Source organism: Leptothrix ochracea, assembly GCF_041083635.1.
Lineage (GTDB): Bacteria > Pseudomonadota > Gammaproteobacteria > Burkholderiales > Burkholderiaceae_C > Sphaerotilus > Sphaerotilus ochraceus.
Map to the genome: position 1 here is coordinate 25699 of NZ_JBFPHB010000021.1, position 18608 is coordinate 44306.

Below are 18608 nucleotides of genomic sequence, written 5' to 3' on the forward strand. Positions count from 1 at the left end.
GGTGGTTTACCAAGGGGGTAGATCGTCACCACCACCCAAGTCTGAGGGGGTGACGGCTGGCGCGGCTTCCTGCGGTACGGCTGCGGGGGTAGCTGGTCCTTGACCAAAGAGCTGTTCACCGCCCAGCGCCTCGATGAGTTCGGGGATGAGTTGAGCGAGTTCGCCGGTGGCGATGGCGATGTCGGCGTCGAAGCTGGCGTCTTGGTCGGTGGCGTTTGGTGCTTGGCCTTCAAGCACCACGTCGAGCAGTTCGATCTTTTTGAGCTGCATGGTGTCGGTGAGCAGCAGCGAGACGCGCCCAGCCCAGGTGAGCGCCAGTTTGGTGGGCAGCTTGCCTTGGGTGATGTGCAGGCGCACCTCGTCGATGTCGAGCGGATGGCGGGCGTAGCGCACCACCGATTTCATCTCGTCGCTCGATTTGAGCTCGCACTCGCGGTCCACCGTGAAGGCCACGGGCGGCTCGCCGTGCAGCAGCCAAGCGGACATGACAGCGGCCGGGGACTCATGGGTCAGCACCGGCGTGATGGCGAAGCCTTCAAGCGCTTTGACCAGCAAGGTGATGATGTTTTCAGTGCGGTTGGCGCTGCTGCTGTCGATCGCCAGCAGCTTGGCTTGCGGGTCGATCCAAACCAAGGTGGTGCTTTGCTTGGTGAAGGCTTGGGGCAGCAGTTCGAGTTGCGCTTGCTCGCGCAGTTCTTTGGTTTGCTTTTTGCCCGGTTTGTGGCCGCTGCTTTGCTCGATCTGCGCCGCCAGCTCATCGGCGCGGCGTTTGACCACCGAGCCCGGCAGCACGCGCTGCTCGCTCATGAGCTTGAGCAGCCATTGCCCGCCGACCGATTCGGCCAGCACGCCGTGGGCCGTGCCGCGTGGCGCCACCCAGCCGTCGGACTGGGCTTGGGTCGAGCCACAGGGGACGAATCGGCCCGCATCCAGGGCTGACTCGATCTGTTCCAAGCTGGCCGACCAGCTGGGTTGGATACGAAACAAGGTCAAATTTTTGAACAAGGGGGATCTCTGCAAGGTTGGACGTGGGTCGGAACCTTAGCAGAGCACCACAATCAAAAGCCATGAAGATCACCGCCTCCTCCATTCATCGCCCCCTCAGAGCATTCAGTGCGGCCAGCGTGTGGTTGGCCACCGCCACATGGCTTGTCGGGTGCAGTGGCGGTCACGGGGGCCATCCCTATCCGTCCACGGGACCGGCGTTGGTCACCGCACCTGCTGGAGCGAGTTTTCGCCCGACCTTGTTCAGGCCTGAGCCGCCGCCGCTGCAAAGCATGTGCGCGGCCACGCCGGTCACGGGGGCGAATGCCACGCTGGCACGCGTCTGGTTGGCCCAGACCCATCTGATGGAGCCGGGCTGGGCGTTTTGGAACTTGGTGCAAGACCGGGGAGCCTTGCTCAAAGTCGATGTGAGTGCGCCGAGTGGTTTGGGCGGCGCCGCGCCGCAAATCAGCGTCCAAGCCAGCTGGGCCGGCGGCAGTGCGACGCGCTGCATGGTGGCGCCAGCCACGCTGCCGACCACGGTGGACATGGACCCGCAACCGCAGCGCCAAGACCTGGCCAGCAGCTACACCCTGACCCTGCCACGCGATTGGATGCGGCCCGATCTGAGCTTGACCGTGAGTGTGGCGGGCGGCCCAAGCCGCACCTTGACGCCGGCCGATTTACGCCTTGAGACTCAGCCACAGCTGGAGATGGTGCTGACCGATGTGCTGCTTTTTGGTGACACCACGCCGCGTGATCAGCGCAGCCTGCAAGCCGAATTTGCCGCGCGTTTCCCGTTCACCGCTGTGGCTTTCTACGCTTGGCCGCAGCCGCTGACGCTGCCTCGGCTGGTGATTGCACCGCGCAGCGACGGGCGCACCGCCCAAGGCATCACCAGCGCGCAACCGGCTGTTTGGGCGGATCGCCTGCCGAGTTGCACCGCCGCCGAACAAAGCGCGGGCCAATGCACGCTCTACAGCGACTTTGGCGTGATCGCGGCCTCCTTGAGCCTGATGAGTCAGCTCAAACAGGCCAACGGCATGGCCGCAACCTCGGTTTGGTTTGGGGGACTGGGTGCGCATTCGGGGGGCGGTGGTGGCTTGGGCGGCGGTCAGCAAGCCAGTGGCAGCGACTATCAGCTGATCTTCAACCACGAAGTCGGCCACGCGCTGAGCCTGCCGCACCTTGGGGATGTGACGGCGGCGCATCAAACCGCAGTCACCGGATTGCTCGACCCCTACATCGGTGAAACCGTCAATGCCGCCAGTGTTGGCGGCTATGTGGGCGGCGGCTTCGGCAAAACCACCGCCTATGACGCGCTCGACAACACGCTGATGCCCTGGGGCTGCCATGGCACCTTGGTCGAGGCCCAAGACCCGATGCAGCGCGGCTGCAACAACGTGGCCAGTGGGCGCTTGTTTGACCATTTCTCTGACTTTGCCACCGTGCAGATGCAGCGCTACTGGCTCGGCTCAGCCAGCGCCTACGCTGGCAGCGTGCCCTACTGGAGCAGTTTGATCCCCGGCAGCAGTTCGGCCGCACCGCAAGCCGCTGCTTTCAATTTGCCGCAGCAAGGCGGCACGGTCCAAGCGGACTGGCGCAGCGCTATCACCAACGCAGCCCCCAACGATCCACCCACCTTGACCCGCTACAACCCGGCGACGCGCAGCCAAGAGATCGTGCTGCGTCCGCCCGGTGACGATGGCTTCGTCAAGCCGCTGCCCACGGCACCGGCGGGCAGCAGCTACGACAGCTACTACGACTTCCGCTTTCCACAGCAATACAACGTGCCGGGCATCACCGTGGTCGGGGCCTTCAACGGGCCGGATGATGCGCTGTCGGCGGTCTTGGGGGTCTTCAAGACCCAAGGGCATCTGCTGCGGCTTTGGGACCCGACCGATCCGGTGACCTTCAACCTGATCAAGCAAAGCATTTCAGGCGACAGCTTTTGGTGGGGGTGGAACTTGCACCTGCGGGTGGAGTACGCCGACGGCAGTTTTCGCCATGTGGCGCTGCACAACGACGTGAGTGCCACGGCCTTCAGCCACTGGGCGGTGAATTTGCCCGATGACGGGCGGGTGATTCGCCGCATCAGTTTGCTGCACCGTCCCTTGTGCGTGCGCAACGGCGCCGCCACCGACCGCAGCTGCGACATCAGCGTCGCGGCCAACGGCATCACGGCCACCAACATCTACCAAAGCGCGCGTACGGCGGCGGTGTGGTCGCCTTGAACCGTACGCGTGGAAAGTGCGCTTGACGGTGCACTTGACGGTGCTTATTTCACCGTGATGCTCTTCGAGACAGCGGTGGCTGCTTTCCAGACCGTATCACCGGCTTGCGAGGCGGTGACCTTGCAAGTCCCCGCCGCCACGCCGCTCAGCGTGGTGGTGGTGCCACTGACGCTCACGGTGCAGATCGTGGGGGTGGTGGAGGCGATGGTGACCGCCAAGCCCGAGGTGCTGGTGGCCGTCAACGCCAAGGTGGCCGGACGAGTCAGCGTGGTTGCTGGGGCAAAGGTGATGGTCTGAGCTTTGAGGACCGGGGCCGAGACGGTGATCTTCTTGGTCACCGCTGTTGCGGCCTTCCACGTGGTATCCCCGGCTTGGGAGGCGGTGATGGTGCAAGACCCCGCAGCGACCGGCGTGAGGGTGCTGCCGACCAAAGTGCAGATCGTCGGTGTGGTCGAAGCCAAGGCCACGGTCAGGCCCGAGGTGCTGGTGGCGGTGACCGTGCCGGTGGTGCCCAAGGTCAAGGTGGTGGGCGCCGTGACCGTGAGGGTCTGAGCCTTGAGCACCGGTGCGGAGACCGTGATCTTGGACGTGACAGCGGTGGCGGCCTTCCACGTCTGGTCGCCCGCTTGGGTGGACGAAAGGGTGCAGGCCCCCGCGATCACCGGGGTGATGGTGCTGCCTGAGACAGTGCAGATGGTCGGCGTGGTGGCCGTGATGGTGACCGGCAAGCCCGAGGTGCTGGTGGCCGTGATGGTGCCGGTGGTGCCCAAAGTCAGGGTGGTGGGTGCGGTGACCGTGAGGGTCTGCGCTTTCAAAACCGCTGCACCGACGGTGATGTTCTTGCTGACATTCGGGGCTGGGTTCCAGCTGGTGTTGCCGATTTGGCTGGCGACCACCGTGCAGGTCCCTGCGGCAACGCCTGCAACCGTGTTCCCGTTGACCGAGCAAGTGGCTGGCGTTTGGCTGCCAAAGCTCACTGTCAAGCCTGACGTGGCGGTGGCGCTGAGTGTGCCGCTGGTGTTGGCGGTCAGGGTCGGCAGGGTGCCGAAGGTGATGGTCTGGTTGCTCATCGGCACCGTGACTGGGAAGCTGGCGCTGGCTTGGGGTGCTGGGTTGATGCTGGCGTTGCCCACTTGATCGGCCGAGACCGTGCAAGTGCCTGCGGCCACCGCTTTGACGGTTGCCGCGCTGACGGTGCAGACGGTGGGGCTGAGGGTGCCGTAGCTGACCCCAAGGTTCGAGCTGGCCGAGGCCACGAGCGTGGCACTTGCTCCGACGAGCAAGTTGGCGGGCACGCTGCTGAAGCTCACGCTTTGGTTGAGCTTTTGCACCGGCACGTTCAGCGTGGCCGTGGGCGCGGCGCTGTACACCGTATCCCCGCCTTGATCGGCGTTGAGCGTGCAAGTGCCTGCGGCCAAGCCGCTCAGGGTGTTGCCATTGAGCGCACAGGTGGCCGGTGTGATGTTGGTCAGACGCACGCTCAGACCGGAGGTGGCTGCGGCGGAGAGCGCACTGGTGCCGCCCACCATCAGGGCCTGGGTTGTACTGAGACTGATGGCTTGTGGTGTGGTGCCGGTGCTGGAGCCCACCACGATGGCCTGTGTGGCCGGCGGAGCGGCCACGTAAACCGCGTCACCGGGCTGGCTGGCCGTGATGGTGCACGTACCTGGACTCACCCCGGTCAGCTGGGTGCCGCTCAGGGCGCAAGTGCTGGTTGGGGCGGCGCTTAAGGAAACCGGTAGACCTGAAGTCGCCGTTGCACCGATGGTGGCCGTGGCACCCACCGATAAGTTGGGGGCCGGGTCGAAGTTGATGCTCTGAGTTTGGCTGGCCGGACTCGGGGTGATGCTCAGGCTGTAGCTGCGCGCGCCGGTGAAGGGGCCGCCTTGGTTGGCCGCCGTGCTGTCGGTGGCGCTGATCGTGAAACTGGCGCTGCCGCTGCTGGTGGGCGTGCCCGACAAGGTACCGTCGGCGGCCAAGCTCAGACCCGCCGGCAGCGAACCTCGGGTCACGGCGTAGGTGTAGGGTCCGGTGCCGTCAGTCACGCTGAGGGCTTGGGCGTAGGCTTGGCCCTGTTGGGCCGTGGGCAAGGCGCTCAAGCTCAAGCCGGTCAGGGCGCGGATATTGGCGTTTTCGCCGTAGGCATTCAAGTCGGTCCAACTCGAACCGTTCGAGCCCATGAAGCTGCGTCCAGCGACCGACGTCACCACCCCGGTGTAGCCCGGGACATTGGATTCGGTCGGGATCGGGAACGTGGTGCCGGGCGTATTGAGTTTGACAACCACCGAGAACTGTTGGCCGGGAGCCAAACTGACCGGGCTGGGCAAGCGGACCGTGTGGTAGCCCGCGTAGGCGATGGTGCCGGTGACGGTCGCCGCGCTTTGCAGCGTGCCGGTGGACGGGGTGGTCGTGACGTTGGTGTAGACGCGGACTTCATAGGCGCTATCGACACCGTTGGTGAAGAAGCTCACTGCTTGCAAGTTGGGCTCAGCCGCTCCGGCGGTGAAGATGTTGCCGATCCAACCCGTGCTGCTGCCGTAGCCCCACGAACCGATGTTGCCGTGCGGGTCGATCATGAACTGGTGGGTGTAATTGCTGACTGGCTCCGGGGCCAGCATGGCCACAGCTTCTTGCAACGAGGTGTCGTAGTACGACACATAGAAATAGCCGCTTTGGCCCCAGTTGCTACCCCACTGGTTTTTCAGAATATAGGCACCGTTACCGGGTGGTTGGGTGGCGAAACTTGACGCTGGATAATTGTCATCCCAGCCCACCAAGGTGACGGCATGGTTGGTGCCAGTGCCCCCGAAATAATAGTAAGCAGCGTTGGCGTTATTCCAATATTTTGGTTTGCCGGTCAAGGTATCCAAACTTGTGGTATCGATATTGAACGCAACGTACAGGCCGCCGTACTGTTGCAGGGCATATTTCCAGTTGATGTTGTCGGCTGAGGTGGCTCCGGCGGCTTTGTCGGGCAAGACCAGTACCTCTTGGGCGTGATAGCGCGGTACCAGGCCCGCCACCGAGGTGGCGGCGGTGGCGGTGTATGGATCATCGGCTTCAAGCACCGGCCCGGCTGTGTGCCCGCTGCTGTCACCCCAGCGTGTCAGGTACGCCATCGAGATGGTGGCGTTGCCCCCGCCGCAGGCTGGATAGGCAAAACCGTGGCCGACATTCAAATGGTTGGGCGAAAGGATGAAGCTTGGATCGCCTGTGGCGATGGTTTCCGACTCCATCGCGCCGAAAGTGGCAAAGGCCCAGCAATCGCCACAAGCTCCTTGATCACGCACAGGGCTGAGTTGGCCGGTGCTGCGCAGATCAAAGGCACTGGGGGGCACGTAACTTGTGGGCAAGCCGACGGCAGTGAATGTGCTGGTGGGTGCGGCTGTGGGGGCGGTGCTGGTGCCTGTGCCGGCGCCGACTTGGTTGTGGATCTTGGGCAGTGACTGCGGAACTTGGCCGCGCATGTGGCTGCGATCTACCGGCGAAGGGCGATGACCCACACCACGCACATGGCCCTTACCGTCGTCGATTTGCTGGGGTTGGCGGTCCACACCGCCCGGGCCCATACGGCGCGTAAATTCACCATCGTGTCCAGCTTTGCCTGAAGGCGGTTCTGCCATCGCCGGTGCCAAGGATGCGACCAGCAAGGCCACTGTGGCGGCCAGTATGGATGGCCCATGACCATGCATGGTTGAGTTATGGATGTTTTGGCGATTCAGCACGTATATCCCCTTGATAGGTTGATGAACATCAATATCGGCGATGTTTTTAAAACCGTCGACAAGGGTATGAATGAATATTGATTCAGGCCCGATGAATGTGCATCGAATTCTCGGAGAGGGTTTATACGAGGTCAATAAGCTTGTTTTGGGTCTGTGGCCAAATAGCATCAATGGCATGGTGCTATTCGGCAATAGTTGGCAGATAACTTGGCAAAGAGAAAACTGTTGCTTAACTGCGTCAGTGACGGCATGCGTCTTCTTGGGTTACTTCACGGTGATCGTCCGAGCAACCGTGTCGGCGGCTTTCCAGACGCTATCACCGGCTTGTAGGGCAGAGACTTTGCAGATGCCCGCCTCCACGCCCGTGAGCATGGTGCCGTTGAGGGTGCAGATCGTCGGGCTGGTGGATGTCAAGCGCACCGGCAAACCCGAGGTGCTGGTGACGACCAAGTTCACCGTGGCTGGGCGCGTGAGCGTGTTGGGGGTGGAGGGTGCAAAGCTGATGCTTTGCGTCTTGAGTGCGGGAGCCACGATGGTGATGGCTTTGCTGAGCGGTGGGGCGGGTTTCCAAGTGGCATCGCCCGTTTGGGATGCTTGGATTTGGCATGTGCCGAGGTTCAACCCTGTGAGGGTGGTGCCGCTGATGCTGCACAGCGTGGGGCTGCTGGATGTGAAGCGTACGGCCAAGCCGGAGGTGGCTTTGGCGGAAAGGCTCAGCGTGGTGCCTCGGACCAGCGTGGCTGCGGGAGCAAAGCTGATGCTTTGGGTCTTGAAAGGGGGCGCTGCCAAGATATTGAGCGACTTGCTGACGGCGTCGGCTGCTTTCCACATGCTGTCACCCGGTTGAGTGGCGCTGACCTTGCATGAACCCACCGCAACCGGGGTGAGGGTGTAGCCCGTCACAGTGCACGTTGAGGGTGTGTCCGACCTCAAGATCACGCCCAGACCCGAGGTGGCACTGGCCGAGACGGTGCCGATGCTGCCGATCGTGACGGTGGTGGGAACAAGGAGGCTGATTTGCTGCGCCTTCAGCACCACGTCGGTTACCGGAAAACTGGCGCTGGCTTGTGGCGCTGGTGAGGTATAGGCATTGCCCACCTGATCGACACTGACCGTGCATGAGCCTGCGGCCACCCCGATGACTTGAGCGCCGTTCACGGTGCAAACGCTGGGCGTGAGCGTGCCGTAGCTGACGGGCAGTTTCGAGCTGGCTGAGGCCACCAGGGTGGCACTGCTGCCCACTTGTACGTTGGTGGGGACACTGCTGAAGCTCACCGTTTGTTCTGCTTTACGCACCGGAATGCTCAAGGTCACCATGGGGGCGGCGTTGTAGAACGCATCGCCCCCTTGGGTCGCTTCAAGCACGCAGTTGCCTGCGACCAAACCGGTCAAGGTCGCCCCAGACGTGCTGTTGCTGCTCAGGGTGCAATAGGCGGGTGTGGTGTTGTCAAGGTGCACGCTCAGGCCTGAACTGGCCGATGCCATCAACGTGACCGCGCCACCCACCATCAGCGGGGGCATGCTGGCGAAACTGATGCTTTGAGTCAACGTACCGGCGTTGGCGGTGACGGGGATGTCTTGGGTGACACGCGGGGCTGACAGATAGATGGCATCGCCATCTTGGGTGGCTGCCACGGTGCAGGGGCCCGCCTTCAGTCCTGTCAACGTACTGCCGTCCAGCGGACAGTTCAAGGGCGTGGTGGAGCTGAAACTCACCGGCAAGCCGGACGTGGCCGTGGCTTTCACCTCCGCTTGGGTGCCCACGGACAAGCGCGGCGCCGGGCTGAAATGGATGCTTTGCGTCTTGGTGGCGCTGCTGGGTTGGACCGTCAGGGTGTAGGTGCGTGCGCCTGTGAAGGGGCCGCCCAGGGTGACAGACGTGCTGTCGGTGGCGCTGATCATGAAAGTGGCGCGACCGCTGGTGCCGGGCGTACCCGACAACGTGCCATCGCTGGCAAGGCTCAAACCTGCTGGCAGTGAGCCGCGCGTGACGGCGTAGGTATAGGGCCCGGTGCCGTCCGAGACATGAAGGTTTTGGCGATAGGCTTGGCCTTGCTGAGCATCGGGCAGGGCGTCCAAGCTCAGGCCCGTCATGGCCCGGATGTTGACTTGATCACCGCTGGTAGCGCGGTCACTCCAAGCGCGACCGTCATGACTGATGAAGCTGCGGCCCGCCACACTGATGACGCTGCTGGTAAAGCCGGGCACGCTTCTCTCAAGCGGAACAGGGTACGCAGACGTCGAGTTGACAAACTTGACCACCACCGAGAATTTCTCGTTGGGGGCCAAGGTCACCGGACTGGCCAAGCGGATGGTGTGATAGCCGGCATAAGGCAAGGTGCCGGTCACCGTGGCAGCGCTTTGAAGCGTGCCTGCACTCGGCGTGCTGCCGACATGGGTGTAGATGCGGGCTTCGAAGGCGACATCGATGTCGTTGGTGAAGAAGCTGATCGCTTGCAGGCTGGGTTCCGCTGCCCCCGCCGTGAAGATGTTGCCGCCCCAGCCGATCTTGCTGCCGCTGTAGCCCGAAGCGCTGGTCTGACCATGGGGGTCATGCATGAACTGGTGGGTGTAATTGCTCACCGGCTCGGGGGGCAAGTAGGCCACGGCGTCTTGCAAAGACGTGTCGTAATAAGACACATAGAAGTACCCGTTCTGACCCCAACTGCTGCCCCACTGGTTCTTCATCACATACGCCCCATCACCCGGGGGACGGGTGGCGAAGTTGCTGGCAGCGTAGCGGTCATCCCAACCCACCAGCGTGACCATGTGGTTGCTGGGCGCAGGTTCCTGCGTACTGCTGGTGTTGGGTTGGTTGTAGTAATAACTGGCGGTGCTGCTGCGCCAGTATTTGGGCTTACGGGTGCTGTTGTCTTGGGTTGAGGTGTCGATGTAGAACGACACCGCCAAGCCGCCGACTTGTTGCAACGCATATTTCCAGTTGAGGTTGTCGCTGGAGGCCTCGCCGCTGGCCTTGTCTGGCAGCACCCAGATGTCTTGGGTGTGATAACGCGGTGTCAGGCCTGCGACCGAGGTGCCTTTGGTGTTGGTGTAAGGGTCATCGATGTCCCAAACCGGCCCGGAGGCCCGGCCACTGGCATCGCCCCAGCGGCTCAGGTAGGCCATCGACATGGTGTTGTTGCCCCCGGCGCATGCGGCCCATGCAAAACCGTTGCGCACATTGAGATGGTTGGGCGACAAGATGAAGCTCGCATCGCCCGCCGCCAGCATCTCTGATTCCATGGCTCCCATCGCCGCAAACGTCCAGCAGTCACCGCAGCTCCCTTGGTCCCGCACGGGGGTCACGAAGCCCAAGCTGCGGGCATCAAAGCTGACAGGCGCGCTGTAACCCATGGGTGCTGTCACACGATGGGGGGTGTTGGCGAGGGTCAAAGCGTCGGTGGTCACCGGTGCAGGGGGCAAGACTGACATCGTCTGAGGCTTGGCCCCACGCATATGGCGTCGATCCAAGGGATCGGGCCGATGTCCCGCACCACGCAGGCCCCCTTGTCCATCGTCCACCCATGCGCCACTGGCCCCGGTCAGGGCATTGGGACTGCCTTTGACCCCGCTGGGCGATTTGCCGCCCCGACCCATGTGCTGGTCAAAGCTGGGGTTGTTGGGGGCATCGACCGTCACCTGTTCGGCTTGAACAGCCCCCGCCATCACGGCCCACAGAGCCAAAGCCGAACGCAAGGTTTTCTTGGGGGGTAAGGTGGGATAGCGGCGCACGATCAGTCCTCCATGGTTTGATTATGAATTCGCAAATAACTGATGTGATGGCAAGGACCTTGTGAGTATGGAAACGATTCGTGCACCGGATTCAGTGGTTTTAAACGTGGGGGCGACGTGGGCGGTGGCGTTGCCTGCCAACCCCACCACGGGCTACCGCTGGGAACTCCTGCCCATCGACCCGCCCTTGGTTCACCAAGTGGGTGACGCCGTCTTTGAGCCCACGTCTTCTGAGCCACACCGGGTTGGCGCTGGTGGCATGGAACGCTTCTTCCTCCAAGCCGATGCCCCCGGCCACGTCACCCTGCAATGGGTTTACCGGCGATCTTGGGAACACCACACCGAACCGGCTGAAACGTGGCAGGTGGTGTTGAGGGTGCAGCCGTGAGACGGGGGGCGGCGTGGTTTTTCAGTCATGGCGCGTTTTCAACATGCTGACCTTGAACAGCGACAGGATCGAGGTCTGGCGTGAGCCGGGGACAAGGTGGAAAGATTCGCCGGCGCGCAGGCGGCCTGGGGTGGCGACTGAAAGGTAAACACCACAAAACCCGGTTTGGGCCATCTTTTTTGCCGCCAGTTTGTCGCCCATCACGGCGTTGAATTTGAAGCAAGGCTGGCGCGGCTGGGTGACACGCAACACACAGTCGCTGAAGTGCCATTCGTCGCCGACGAAAAGATCCGTCTCCAACAAACCCGCCAGCGTCAGGTTTTCGCCCATGCTGCCAAAAGGCAAATCAGGCGATAACCCAGATGCTTGCCGCTGTTGTTGCCAATAAGCGTAGTGCTCTGAAGGGTAGGCATAGACGGCTTTCGCCAGCCCCCCATGCACCGACAAATCCGCCTGCTCATCGCCATCCAACCCCAATCGCTGCACCTTGACCGGCCCCGCCACCGCCGTCTTGCCAATCGCCGATAACACCCGTGATTCACCCACGGGGTCACCTACGGGTAGTGACTTGGCGATGCCGATTTGGAGGCTGAGGAGTTTCATGCTGCTTGATCGAGTGCGCGGCTGGCGCCTTCGAGGGCGGGGGAGGTTTCGGCTTGGATGAGCCAGATGGGCAGGGCGCAGAGGTAGTCGGTGAAGCGGCCCTTGGCAATGAAACGCTGGTGGAAGGGCGAGCGTTCGATGAAGTCACCCCAGCGGGGGAGGATGCCGCCGCCGATGTAGACGCCGGCGCGGGCGCCGAGGGTCAGGGCGAGGTTGCCGGCCACCGAACCGAGGAAGGCGCAGAAGTGGTGCAGGGTGGCGACCGCATCAGTATCGGTGCCGTTCAGGCCCAAGCGGCTGATATCGGCAGGTCCTAGATCAAGGACCGGGTGGCCTTTGACTTCGGCCACAGCGCGGTAAAGATGGGCCAAGCCGTTGCCACACAAGACACGCTCGGCCGAGACGTGTTCAAAGCGGTGGCGCAGGTTGTCGAGCAAGGCGGCTTCCAAGGCATCGGTGGCGGCCAAAGTGACGTGACCGCCTTCGCCCGAGATGGGCGCCCAGCGCCCGCCCGGTAAGGGCAACAGCCCGGAAACACCCAAGCCGGTGCCTGCGCCCAGCAAAGCCACGGGACCGGAGCGGATGTGCTCGGGCGTAAGCGCCGTACATGGCCCGGCGATCTGGCGCAGTTGGGGTTTACGTAGCGAAGGCAGCGCCAAAGCCAAAGCAGTGAAATCGTTGATCACCACCAGCTTGCTCAAGCCAAGCTCGGCTTGCAGCCCAAGGATGCTGAAGCGCCATGGGCTGTTGGTCATGCGAATCAGATCGCCTTGCACCGGGGTGGCGATACCCATGGCCATGGCTTCGGGTTGAGGCAGACGCTCGACCAGCAAATAGGACCGGACGGCCTCAGCCACCCCCGCATGGTCGGCGTTGATCAGGTTGCGGATATGGGTGATGTCGTCACCGGGGGCGGCTTGCCAGCCGAAACGGGCGTTGGTGCCACCGATGTCGGCCACCAAGCGAGGAAAGGAATGCGTTGTCATGCCGTGATCATCGCAGGCCCAAGCCCGTTTATCGTGTTCAGGGCCCGACGCGCTGGCCTGTGGTTGTGTCAAAGAGATGCACAACCTCCGGTGACCAGCCGAGGCGTACCCGTTCACCCACACTGTGATGCACTTGGCCGGGGATGCGTGCCACCAGCACGCCCACGGCGGTATCGACGCTGACGTAGGTTTCTGGGCCGGTGGGTTCGACCAAGGTGATCTCGCCGGCCAAACCGGAGCTGGACTCTGGGCCGGCCTCGGGGTTGACCACCACATCTTCCGGACGCAGACCGTAGCTCAGGGCGTGGCCGACTTGCACGACACGTTGGGCACCGTCTTGCAACGCCAACGGTGTGCCGTGCACCAGCACATGCATCGCCTCGCCCTCCAACGCTCCGCTGCCTTCAATCAGGTTCATGGCGGGTGAGCCGATGAACTCGGCCACAAAGCGGGTGGCTGGGCGGCGGTAGATGTCATCCGGGCGGCCGAACTGTTGCACCACGCCGTCCTTCATCACGGCGATGCGGTCGCCCAAGGTCATGGCTTCGACCTGATCGTGGGTGACGTAAACGGTGGTGGTGTGGGTGCGCTGATGCAGACGTTTGATCTCGGCACGCATCTCGACACGCAGCTTGGCGTCGAGGTTGGAGAGCGGCTCGTCAAACAAAAAGAGTGCCGGGTTGCGGGCCAAGGCGCGGCCCATCGCTACGCGCTGGCGCTGACCGCCTGAGAGTGCGCCCGGCTTGCGGCTCAACAGGTGTTCGATCTGGAGCATCTTGGCCACGCGCAGCACGGCCGCTTCGCGCTCCGCCTTGGGCACTTTGCGCATTTCCAGCCCGAAGGCGATGTTTTGCGCCACGTTCATGTTGGGGTAGAGCGCGTAGCTCTGAAACACCATGGCGATGTCGCGGTCCTTGGGCAGGGCGTGGGTGACGTCGCGCTCGCCGATGTGGATCGTGCCCTCGGTGGGCGCATCGAGCCCGGCGATCATCGACAGCAGGGTCGATTTGCCGCAGCCCGAGGGGCCGACAAGGATCAAGAATTCGCCCTGCTCGATCTCCAGATCGATGCCTTTGAGGATGTGGGTGTCGCCGTAGCTCTTGCGAACGTTGCGGATGGAAAGTGCGCCCATGGTGCGTGTTCCTTGTCAGCCTTTGACCGCGCCGGCGGTGAGGCCGCGCACGAAATATTTACCCGCCAGCACGTAGATCACGAGGGTTGGCAACGCCGCGATCAGCGCCGCTGCCATGTCCACGTTGTATTCCTTGACGCTGCTGGTGGTGTTGGCCAGATTGTTCAGGCCGACGGTGATGGGTTTGGCATCCGAGCCTGAAAACACCACACCGAACAAGAAGTCGTTCCAGATGGCGGTGAACTGCCAGATCAGCGTCACGACCAGAATCGGGGTCGAGAGCGGCAGCAAGATGCGCCAGAAGATCCGAAACAGCCCTGCGCCGTCGAGCATCGCCGCTTTGATCAGCTCGGGCGGAATGCCCAGGTAGTAGTTGCGAAAAAACAGCGTGGTCGAGGCCAAGCCGACCAGCACATGCACGCACACCAAGCCCCAAAGCGAATCCGACAAACCCAGCCAGCCCAGCACCTGCGACATCGGCAGCAGCACCACTTGCAGCGGCATGAAGACGCCGAAGAGCATCAGCGAAAACATCAGCTCGCTGCCGCGAAAGCGCCATTGGGTCAGGATGTAGCCGTTCAGCGCCCCGAGCGCGGTCGAGATCAGCACGGCGGGCGTGACCATGAAGACCGAGTTCCAGAAGTAGGGCTTCAGGCCACCGCAGTCAGTGCCGGTGCAGGCACTTGACCAAGCCCGGCTCCAAGCTTCGGTGCTGAGGTGCGTGGGCAAGGCCAAAAGACTGCCGGTGCGGATGTCGTCCATGTCCTTGAACGAGGTGATCAGCATCACCACCATCGGCAGCAAAAAGACGGCGGCAAAGCCCAGCAACACCGAGATCAGTAAAAAGCGTTGCAAGTTTTTCATGATGAGTGGGCTCATGAGCGCTTGCGCAGCTCGCTGTAGAGATAAGGCACGACGATGGCCGCCACCGTCGCCAGCATCACCGTGGCCGAGGCCGCGCCCAAACCGATCTGACCGCGTGTGAAGGCCATGGCGTACATGAAGGTCGCCGGCATGTCGGTGGCAAAACCGGGGCCGCCCGAGGTCAGCGCCATCACGAGATCGAAGCTTTTGATGGCGATGTGCGCCAGCACCATCAGCGTGCTGAAAAACACCGGCCGCAGGCTCGGGATGAGGATGCGCCAGTAGATGCGCGGCAACGAGGCACCATCGACTTGCGCCGCTTTCAGAATCGAGTCGTCGATCCCGCGCAAGCCCGCCAAAAACAGCGCCATCACAAAGCCGGCGCTTTGCCACACCCCGGCGATCACCACGGTGTAGATGGCGCGGTCCGGGTCCACGATCCAGTCGAAGCGAAAGCTCTCAAAGCCCCAGGACTGCACCAGATGCTCGATGCCAAGCCCAGGGTTCAAGATCCACTTCCACGCCGTGCCGGTGACGATGAAGGACAGCGCCATCGGGTAGAGATAGATGGTGCGCAGCGCCCCTTCGGCGCGAACTTTCTGGTCTAGCAACACCGCCAGAAGCAGCCCGACCGCCATGGCCAGGCCGATGAACAGGGTGGCGAAGACCAGCAAGTTGCGCAGGGCCACCCACCAGCGATCACTCTCGAACAAGGCCACGTAATGCTCAAAGCCGACGAAGGTGTAATTGGGCAGCAGCCGTGAGGCCGAGACCGACAACACCCCGTTCCAAGCGATCAAGCCGTAGATGAACAGGAACGAGAGCAGGAATCCTGGGGCCAAGACAAGCTTGGGCAACCAGTGATCAAAGCGGCGGATGGCCATGGTCGGACTCGGCGTTTAGGCTTTAGGCGTCAGTGCGTCTCAGTGGATCTTGGCTGCGCTGGCGATCTTGTCCATCGCTTCAGTCGCAGTCATCTTGTCGCTGTTCCAGAACTGGCTCACCACGTCTTGGATCGCGCCCTGAGCGGCAGAAGGCACGGCCATGCCGTGGGCGATGGAAGGCACCAGCGAGCCCGACTTGGCGGTATCGACGAAGTCCTTGCTGGAGAGCTTGGCGCAGTCGTCAAACTTGCTCAGGTCCATGTTCAAGCGCACCGGGATGGAACCCTTGTTCAGGTTGAAGATCTCCTGGAACTCGGTGGACATGATCGCGGCGGCCAGATCCTTTTGTGCTTTGACGTTGGCTTCGCTTTTCAGCTTGAACATCGCAAACGAATCGACATTGAAGGTGAAGGACTTGGCGGTCCCCGGTGCGGCTGAACAGCTGAAGTCTTTGCCCGGCACTTTGCCCGCAGCGATGAACTCACCCTTGGCCCAGTCACCCATCAACTGCATACCGGCTTCGCCCTTGATCACCATGGCGGTGGCCAAGTTCCAGTCACGACCGGGGGCGTTTTTGTCGGTGTAGTCCTTGACCTTCTTGAACGTGGTCAGCACCTTGGTCATGGTGGGGCTCTTGAGGGCACCTTGGTCAAGTTGCACCAAGGCTTTTTTGTAGAAGTCCGCCCCGCCCACGCCCAGCGCGACGCTCTCGAAGGTGGTGAAGTCTTGCCAGTTCTGACCGCCATGGGCGACCGGAATGATGCCGGCGGCCTTGAGCTTGTCTGCCGCGACAAAGAACTCGTCCCAATTGGTCGGCACCTTCGCACCAGCCTTCTTGAACGCAGCCGGATTGGCCCACAACCAGTTGACGCGGTGCACGTTGACCGGCGCAGCGATGTAGTTGCCCTTGTACTTCATGACGTTGGCGACCACTGGCGGCAGCAGGCTGTCCCACTTTTCGGCCTTGGCCACATCGTCGATGTTGGCCAGCACGCCTTCAGCAGCCCACTCTTGCAGGGACGGGCCCTTGATTTGCGCCGCAGCCGGGGCATTGCCCGACACCACACGCGACTTCAGCACCGTCATGGCCGAGTCACCGCCGCCGCCAGCGACGGCAAAGTCTTTCCACGTGTGGCCCTTGGCTTGCAGGGTGGCCTTCAGAGCTGCCGCCGCCTTGGCTTCACCGCCGGAGGTCCACCAGTGCAGCACTTCAACTTCACCCGCTTGGGCCGCGCCAGCGGTCAAACCCACCACCACGGCCGAAGCCAGCGCCACGGGAAGCATGCGCAATGTTTTCATGATCAATCCTTGGTTTCAAAGAGGAAGAAAGCTCAGCTGCAAAGCGCAGTCTTAGAACCACATTTCAGCTTGCAAGCCCATGCTGGTGGCGCTGGTCTTGGTGGAGAGCGCTGGCACGCCGGTCAGGCCGTTGGCCCCTGCTGCGGCGTTGGCGGCGTCGTTCCAAGTGGCGTGGGTGACGTAGAGGCGCAGTTCAGGACGGTTCCAAAAGCCCGGGCCGACGGCCAACGTCGGGGCCACGGTGATCTTGGTGAGTTGTTGCGCGTCGCTGCCATCGACCTTCTTTTGCGACAGGCCCACTTCACCCAGCAGCTTGAAGTTGCGGGTGAAGGCGTAAGACACCCGGCCACCGTAGGAGGTAGACGCCGTTTTGACACCTGCGGCATCGTCGTTTTGCACCATGGCCAAAGCTTGACCGCCAAAAGCGCCCACTTGCCACGTCATGCTTTCCACCAAGCGGGTGCTCTTGATGTTGCTGTCGTTGCTCAGGCCGCCAAAGTTGCCATCCAGACCGGCTGAACCTTGCGCGGTTTGCAGCCACAGGGTGTTGCCGCCGCCCAAGCCCAAGAACTTGTCTTGGTTGTGTTGAATCGTCAGGCCCATGCCCGAGGTGCCTGCGGCGTAGGTGTTGCCCGTGACGGTGCTGGCGCTGAAGTTGCCTTGGGTGGCGGTCAAGAGCACGCGCAGCTTGCCGTCCTTGTTGACGTTGATGTCAGACAGATCGACGTTGAAACGGTTGCCCGATTGGGCTGCGTCCACGTCCTTCTTGAAATAGGCCAAACCCAATTTGCCGAAGCTGAGCGGAATGTCCGCCCCGCCGCCCACGCCGCTGAGGTTGGTGAAGAAGGTATCGACGATGTGCACGTCAGCGCGGCCATAGAAGCGCTTGCCGATCCAGAACGCGGTGTTCGGCGCGACGTCGTAACCCTTGCCTTCGACAAACATCTGGTTGATGCCGACGGTGGCTGCACCGGTGTCGGTTTGCGGGTTGTACAGGTTGGTCATCAAGGTGGCTTTGTAGTCCACGCCTTCGGACTTCAGACCTTGCGAGAGGGCGAATTCACCGTAGATGTCGCACTCGTTGCCCAAGCGGTACTTCAGGCCCGGACCGCTCAAGCCATAACAAGCCCGTGAAGCGTCTTTGTCGGCCGTGGCCGGACCCGCGCGGAAGTAACCACCCCAATCCACCGCTTGTGCCGAACCGGCCAAGGAACCAAACGCAAGAAGGATGGCTGCGGGCAGCAGGCGGCGAGCAGTGGAGGACTGTGACATGGGGAAATCTCCTATTCGGTAAAGGCGCCGGTTCACTCCGGCTGAACAGAAGATTAAAGATTTATAAAAGTTTAACGATAGGTAAATTCCCGAATACAGCCTCTTGGGAAGCGATGACCTGCACGACATGATCGGTAACGTCCGGGAATGGGTGGCTGACTGCGACAAAAAGAGCCACGAGGCCCCCCCAACAGCCATGGCCCCATGCTCGGCTTGCGCGTTGCCAAGGTGCTGCCCTAAGTCATCTTGGCGGCAGCACCTGCAGACGGTCACCGCCCTAGGCTTAGTAAAATGGGCCCCAAGCTCATGCGGCAAAAATCTCGCAGCGAACTGCCGCCCCGACGGTAAATACGGCGGGGTGACCCACACCCGATTGGGTCGGAGTGAAAACGACTGAGATGCGAGCCAGTCGCGCATGAGACACAGGGGTTACCGGGTGCCCCCTACCATCATCACTTGACAACTACCACCGTGAACATGGTGGGCGACCCGCTGCATCCCCCGA

At 62.3% G+C, this 18608-nt stretch carries 13 protein-coding genes; 3 read left to right on the forward strand and 10 right to left on the reverse strand.

Features of this window, described 5'->3' with window-relative positions; all coding sequences use genetic code 11:
* Positions 1–6 precede the first annotated feature (6 nt).
* The gene (locus tag AB3X39_RS08330; RefSeq protein ID WP_369416902.1) at positions 7–1005 is read right to left on the reverse strand and encodes a recombination-associated protein RdgC; all 999 of its coding nucleotides are present in this window, start codon (positions 1003–1005) and stop codon (positions 7–9) included.
* Between the two features lie 62 nt (positions 1006–1067).
* Between AB3X39_RS08330 and AB3X39_RS08335 the strand changes: the two genes are divergently transcribed.
* Complete coding sequence (locus AB3X39_RS08335; protein ID WP_369416903.1) at positions 1068–3218, forward strand: M66 family metalloprotease; 2151 nt, start codon at positions 1068–1070, stop codon at positions 3216–3218.
* Between the two features lie 44 nt (positions 3219–3262).
* Here AB3X39_RS08335 and AB3X39_RS08340 read toward each other — a convergent pair whose 3' ends face one another.
* Positions 3263–6943 (reverse strand): lectin like domain-containing protein, encoded by a 3681-nt coding sequence (locus AB3X39_RS08340; RefSeq protein ID WP_369416904.1) that lies wholly within the window; start codon positions 6941–6943, stop codon positions 3263–3265.
* A 264-nt stretch (positions 6944–7207) separates the two neighbouring features.
* Positions 7208–10675 carry a C1 family peptidase gene (locus tag AB3X39_RS08345; RefSeq protein ID WP_369416905.1) on the reverse strand — a complete coding sequence of 1156 codons (3468 nt, stop codon included), beginning with the start codon at positions 10673–10675 and terminating at the stop codon, positions 7208–7210.
* A 67-nt stretch (positions 10676–10742) separates the two neighbouring features.
* Here AB3X39_RS08345 and AB3X39_RS08350 point away from each other — a divergent pair, with 67 nt between their 5' ends.
* Positions 10743–11063 (forward strand): protease inhibitor I42 family protein, encoded by a 321-nt coding sequence (locus AB3X39_RS08350; protein ID WP_369416906.1) that lies wholly within the window; start codon positions 10743–10745, stop codon positions 11061–11063.
* A 21-nt stretch (positions 11064–11084) separates the two neighbouring features.
* On the opposite strand, the gene AB3X39_RS08355 is transcribed toward AB3X39_RS08350, so the two are convergent.
* From AB3X39_RS08355 to AB3X39_RS08385, 7 genes are all read right to left on the reverse strand, one after another.
* Complete coding sequence (locus AB3X39_RS08355) at positions 11085–11666, reverse strand: MOSC domain-containing protein (protein ID WP_369416907.1); 582 nt, start codon at positions 11664–11666, stop codon at positions 11085–11087.
* Positions 11663–12652 (reverse strand): glucokinase, encoded by a 990-nt coding sequence (gene glk, locus AB3X39_RS08360; protein WP_369416908.1) that lies wholly within the window; start codon positions 12650–12652, stop codon positions 11663–11665. Before glk ends, AB3X39_RS08355 begins: the two co-directional genes overlap by 4 nt.
* A gap of 37 nt (positions 12653–12689) precedes the next feature.
* The gene (locus tag AB3X39_RS08365; RefSeq protein WP_369416909.1) at positions 12690–13784 is read right to left on the reverse strand and encodes an ABC transporter ATP-binding protein; all 1095 of its coding nucleotides are present in this window, start codon (positions 13782–13784) and stop codon (positions 12690–12692) included.
* A gap of 15 nt (positions 13785–13799) precedes the next feature.
* Positions 13800–14648, reverse strand: a complete 849-nt coding sequence (locus AB3X39_RS08370) for a carbohydrate ABC transporter permease (RefSeq protein WP_369416910.1) — start codon at positions 14646–14648, stop codon at positions 13800–13802.
* An 11-nt stretch (positions 14649–14659) separates the two neighbouring features.
* Complete coding sequence (locus tag AB3X39_RS08375) at positions 14660–15532, reverse strand: carbohydrate ABC transporter permease (protein WP_369416911.1); 873 nt, start codon at positions 15530–15532, stop codon at positions 14660–14662.
* Positions 15533–15571: 39 nt separating this feature from the next.
* Positions 15572–16816 (reverse strand): ABC transporter substrate-binding protein, encoded by a 1245-nt coding sequence (locus AB3X39_RS08380; RefSeq protein WP_369417013.1) that lies wholly within the window; start codon positions 16814–16816, stop codon positions 15572–15574.
* Between the two features lie 66 nt (positions 16817–16882).
* On the reverse strand, positions 16883–18103 hold the full coding sequence (locus tag AB3X39_RS08385; RefSeq protein ID WP_369416912.1) for a maltoporin: 1221 nt from the start codon (positions 18101–18103) through the stop codon (positions 16883–16885).
* 103 nt (positions 18104–18206) lie between these two features.
* Here AB3X39_RS08385 and AB3X39_RS08390 point away from each other — a divergent pair, with 103 nt between their 5' ends.
* Entirely contained in the window at positions 18207–18500 is a 294-nt protein-coding gene (locus AB3X39_RS08390; RefSeq protein WP_369416913.1) for an SUMF1/EgtB/PvdO family nonheme iron enzyme, read from the forward strand.
* Positions 18501–18608: the final 108 nt, after the last annotated feature.

Coding starts and splice junctions, on each gene's coding strand:
- AB3X39_RS08335 (WP_369416903.1), top strand. CDS start 1,068: ATGAAGATCACCGCCTCCTCCATTCATCGCCCCCTCAGAGCATTCAGT.
- AB3X39_RS08350 (WP_369416906.1), top strand. CDS start 10,743: ATGGAAACGATTCGTGCACCGGATTCAGTGGTTTTAAACGTGGGGGCG.
- AB3X39_RS08355 (WP_369416907.1), bottom strand. CDS start 11,666: ATGAAACTCCTCAGCCTCCAAATCGGCATCGCCAAGTCACTACCCGTA.
- glk (WP_369416908.1), bottom strand. CDS start 12,652: ATGACAACGCATTCCTTTCCTCGCTTGGTGGCCGACATCGGTGGCACC.
- AB3X39_RS08365 (WP_369416909.1), bottom strand. CDS start 13,784: ATGGGCGCACTTTCCATCCGCAACGTTCGCAAGAGCTACGGCGACACC.
- AB3X39_RS08370 (WP_369416910.1), bottom strand. CDS start 14,648: ATGAAAAACTTGCAACGCTTTTTACTGATCTCGGTGTTGCTGGGCTTT.
- AB3X39_RS08375 (WP_369416911.1), bottom strand. CDS start 15,532: ATGGCCATCCGCCGCTTTGATCACTGGTTGCCCAAGCTTGTCTTGGCC.
- AB3X39_RS08380 (WP_369417013.1), bottom strand. CDS start 16,816: ATGCTTCCCGTGGCGCTGGCTTCGGCCGTGGTGGTGGGTTTGACCGCT.
- AB3X39_RS08385 (WP_369416912.1), bottom strand. CDS start 18,103: ATGTCACAGTCCTCCACTGCTCGCCGCCTGCTGCCCGCAGCCATCCTT.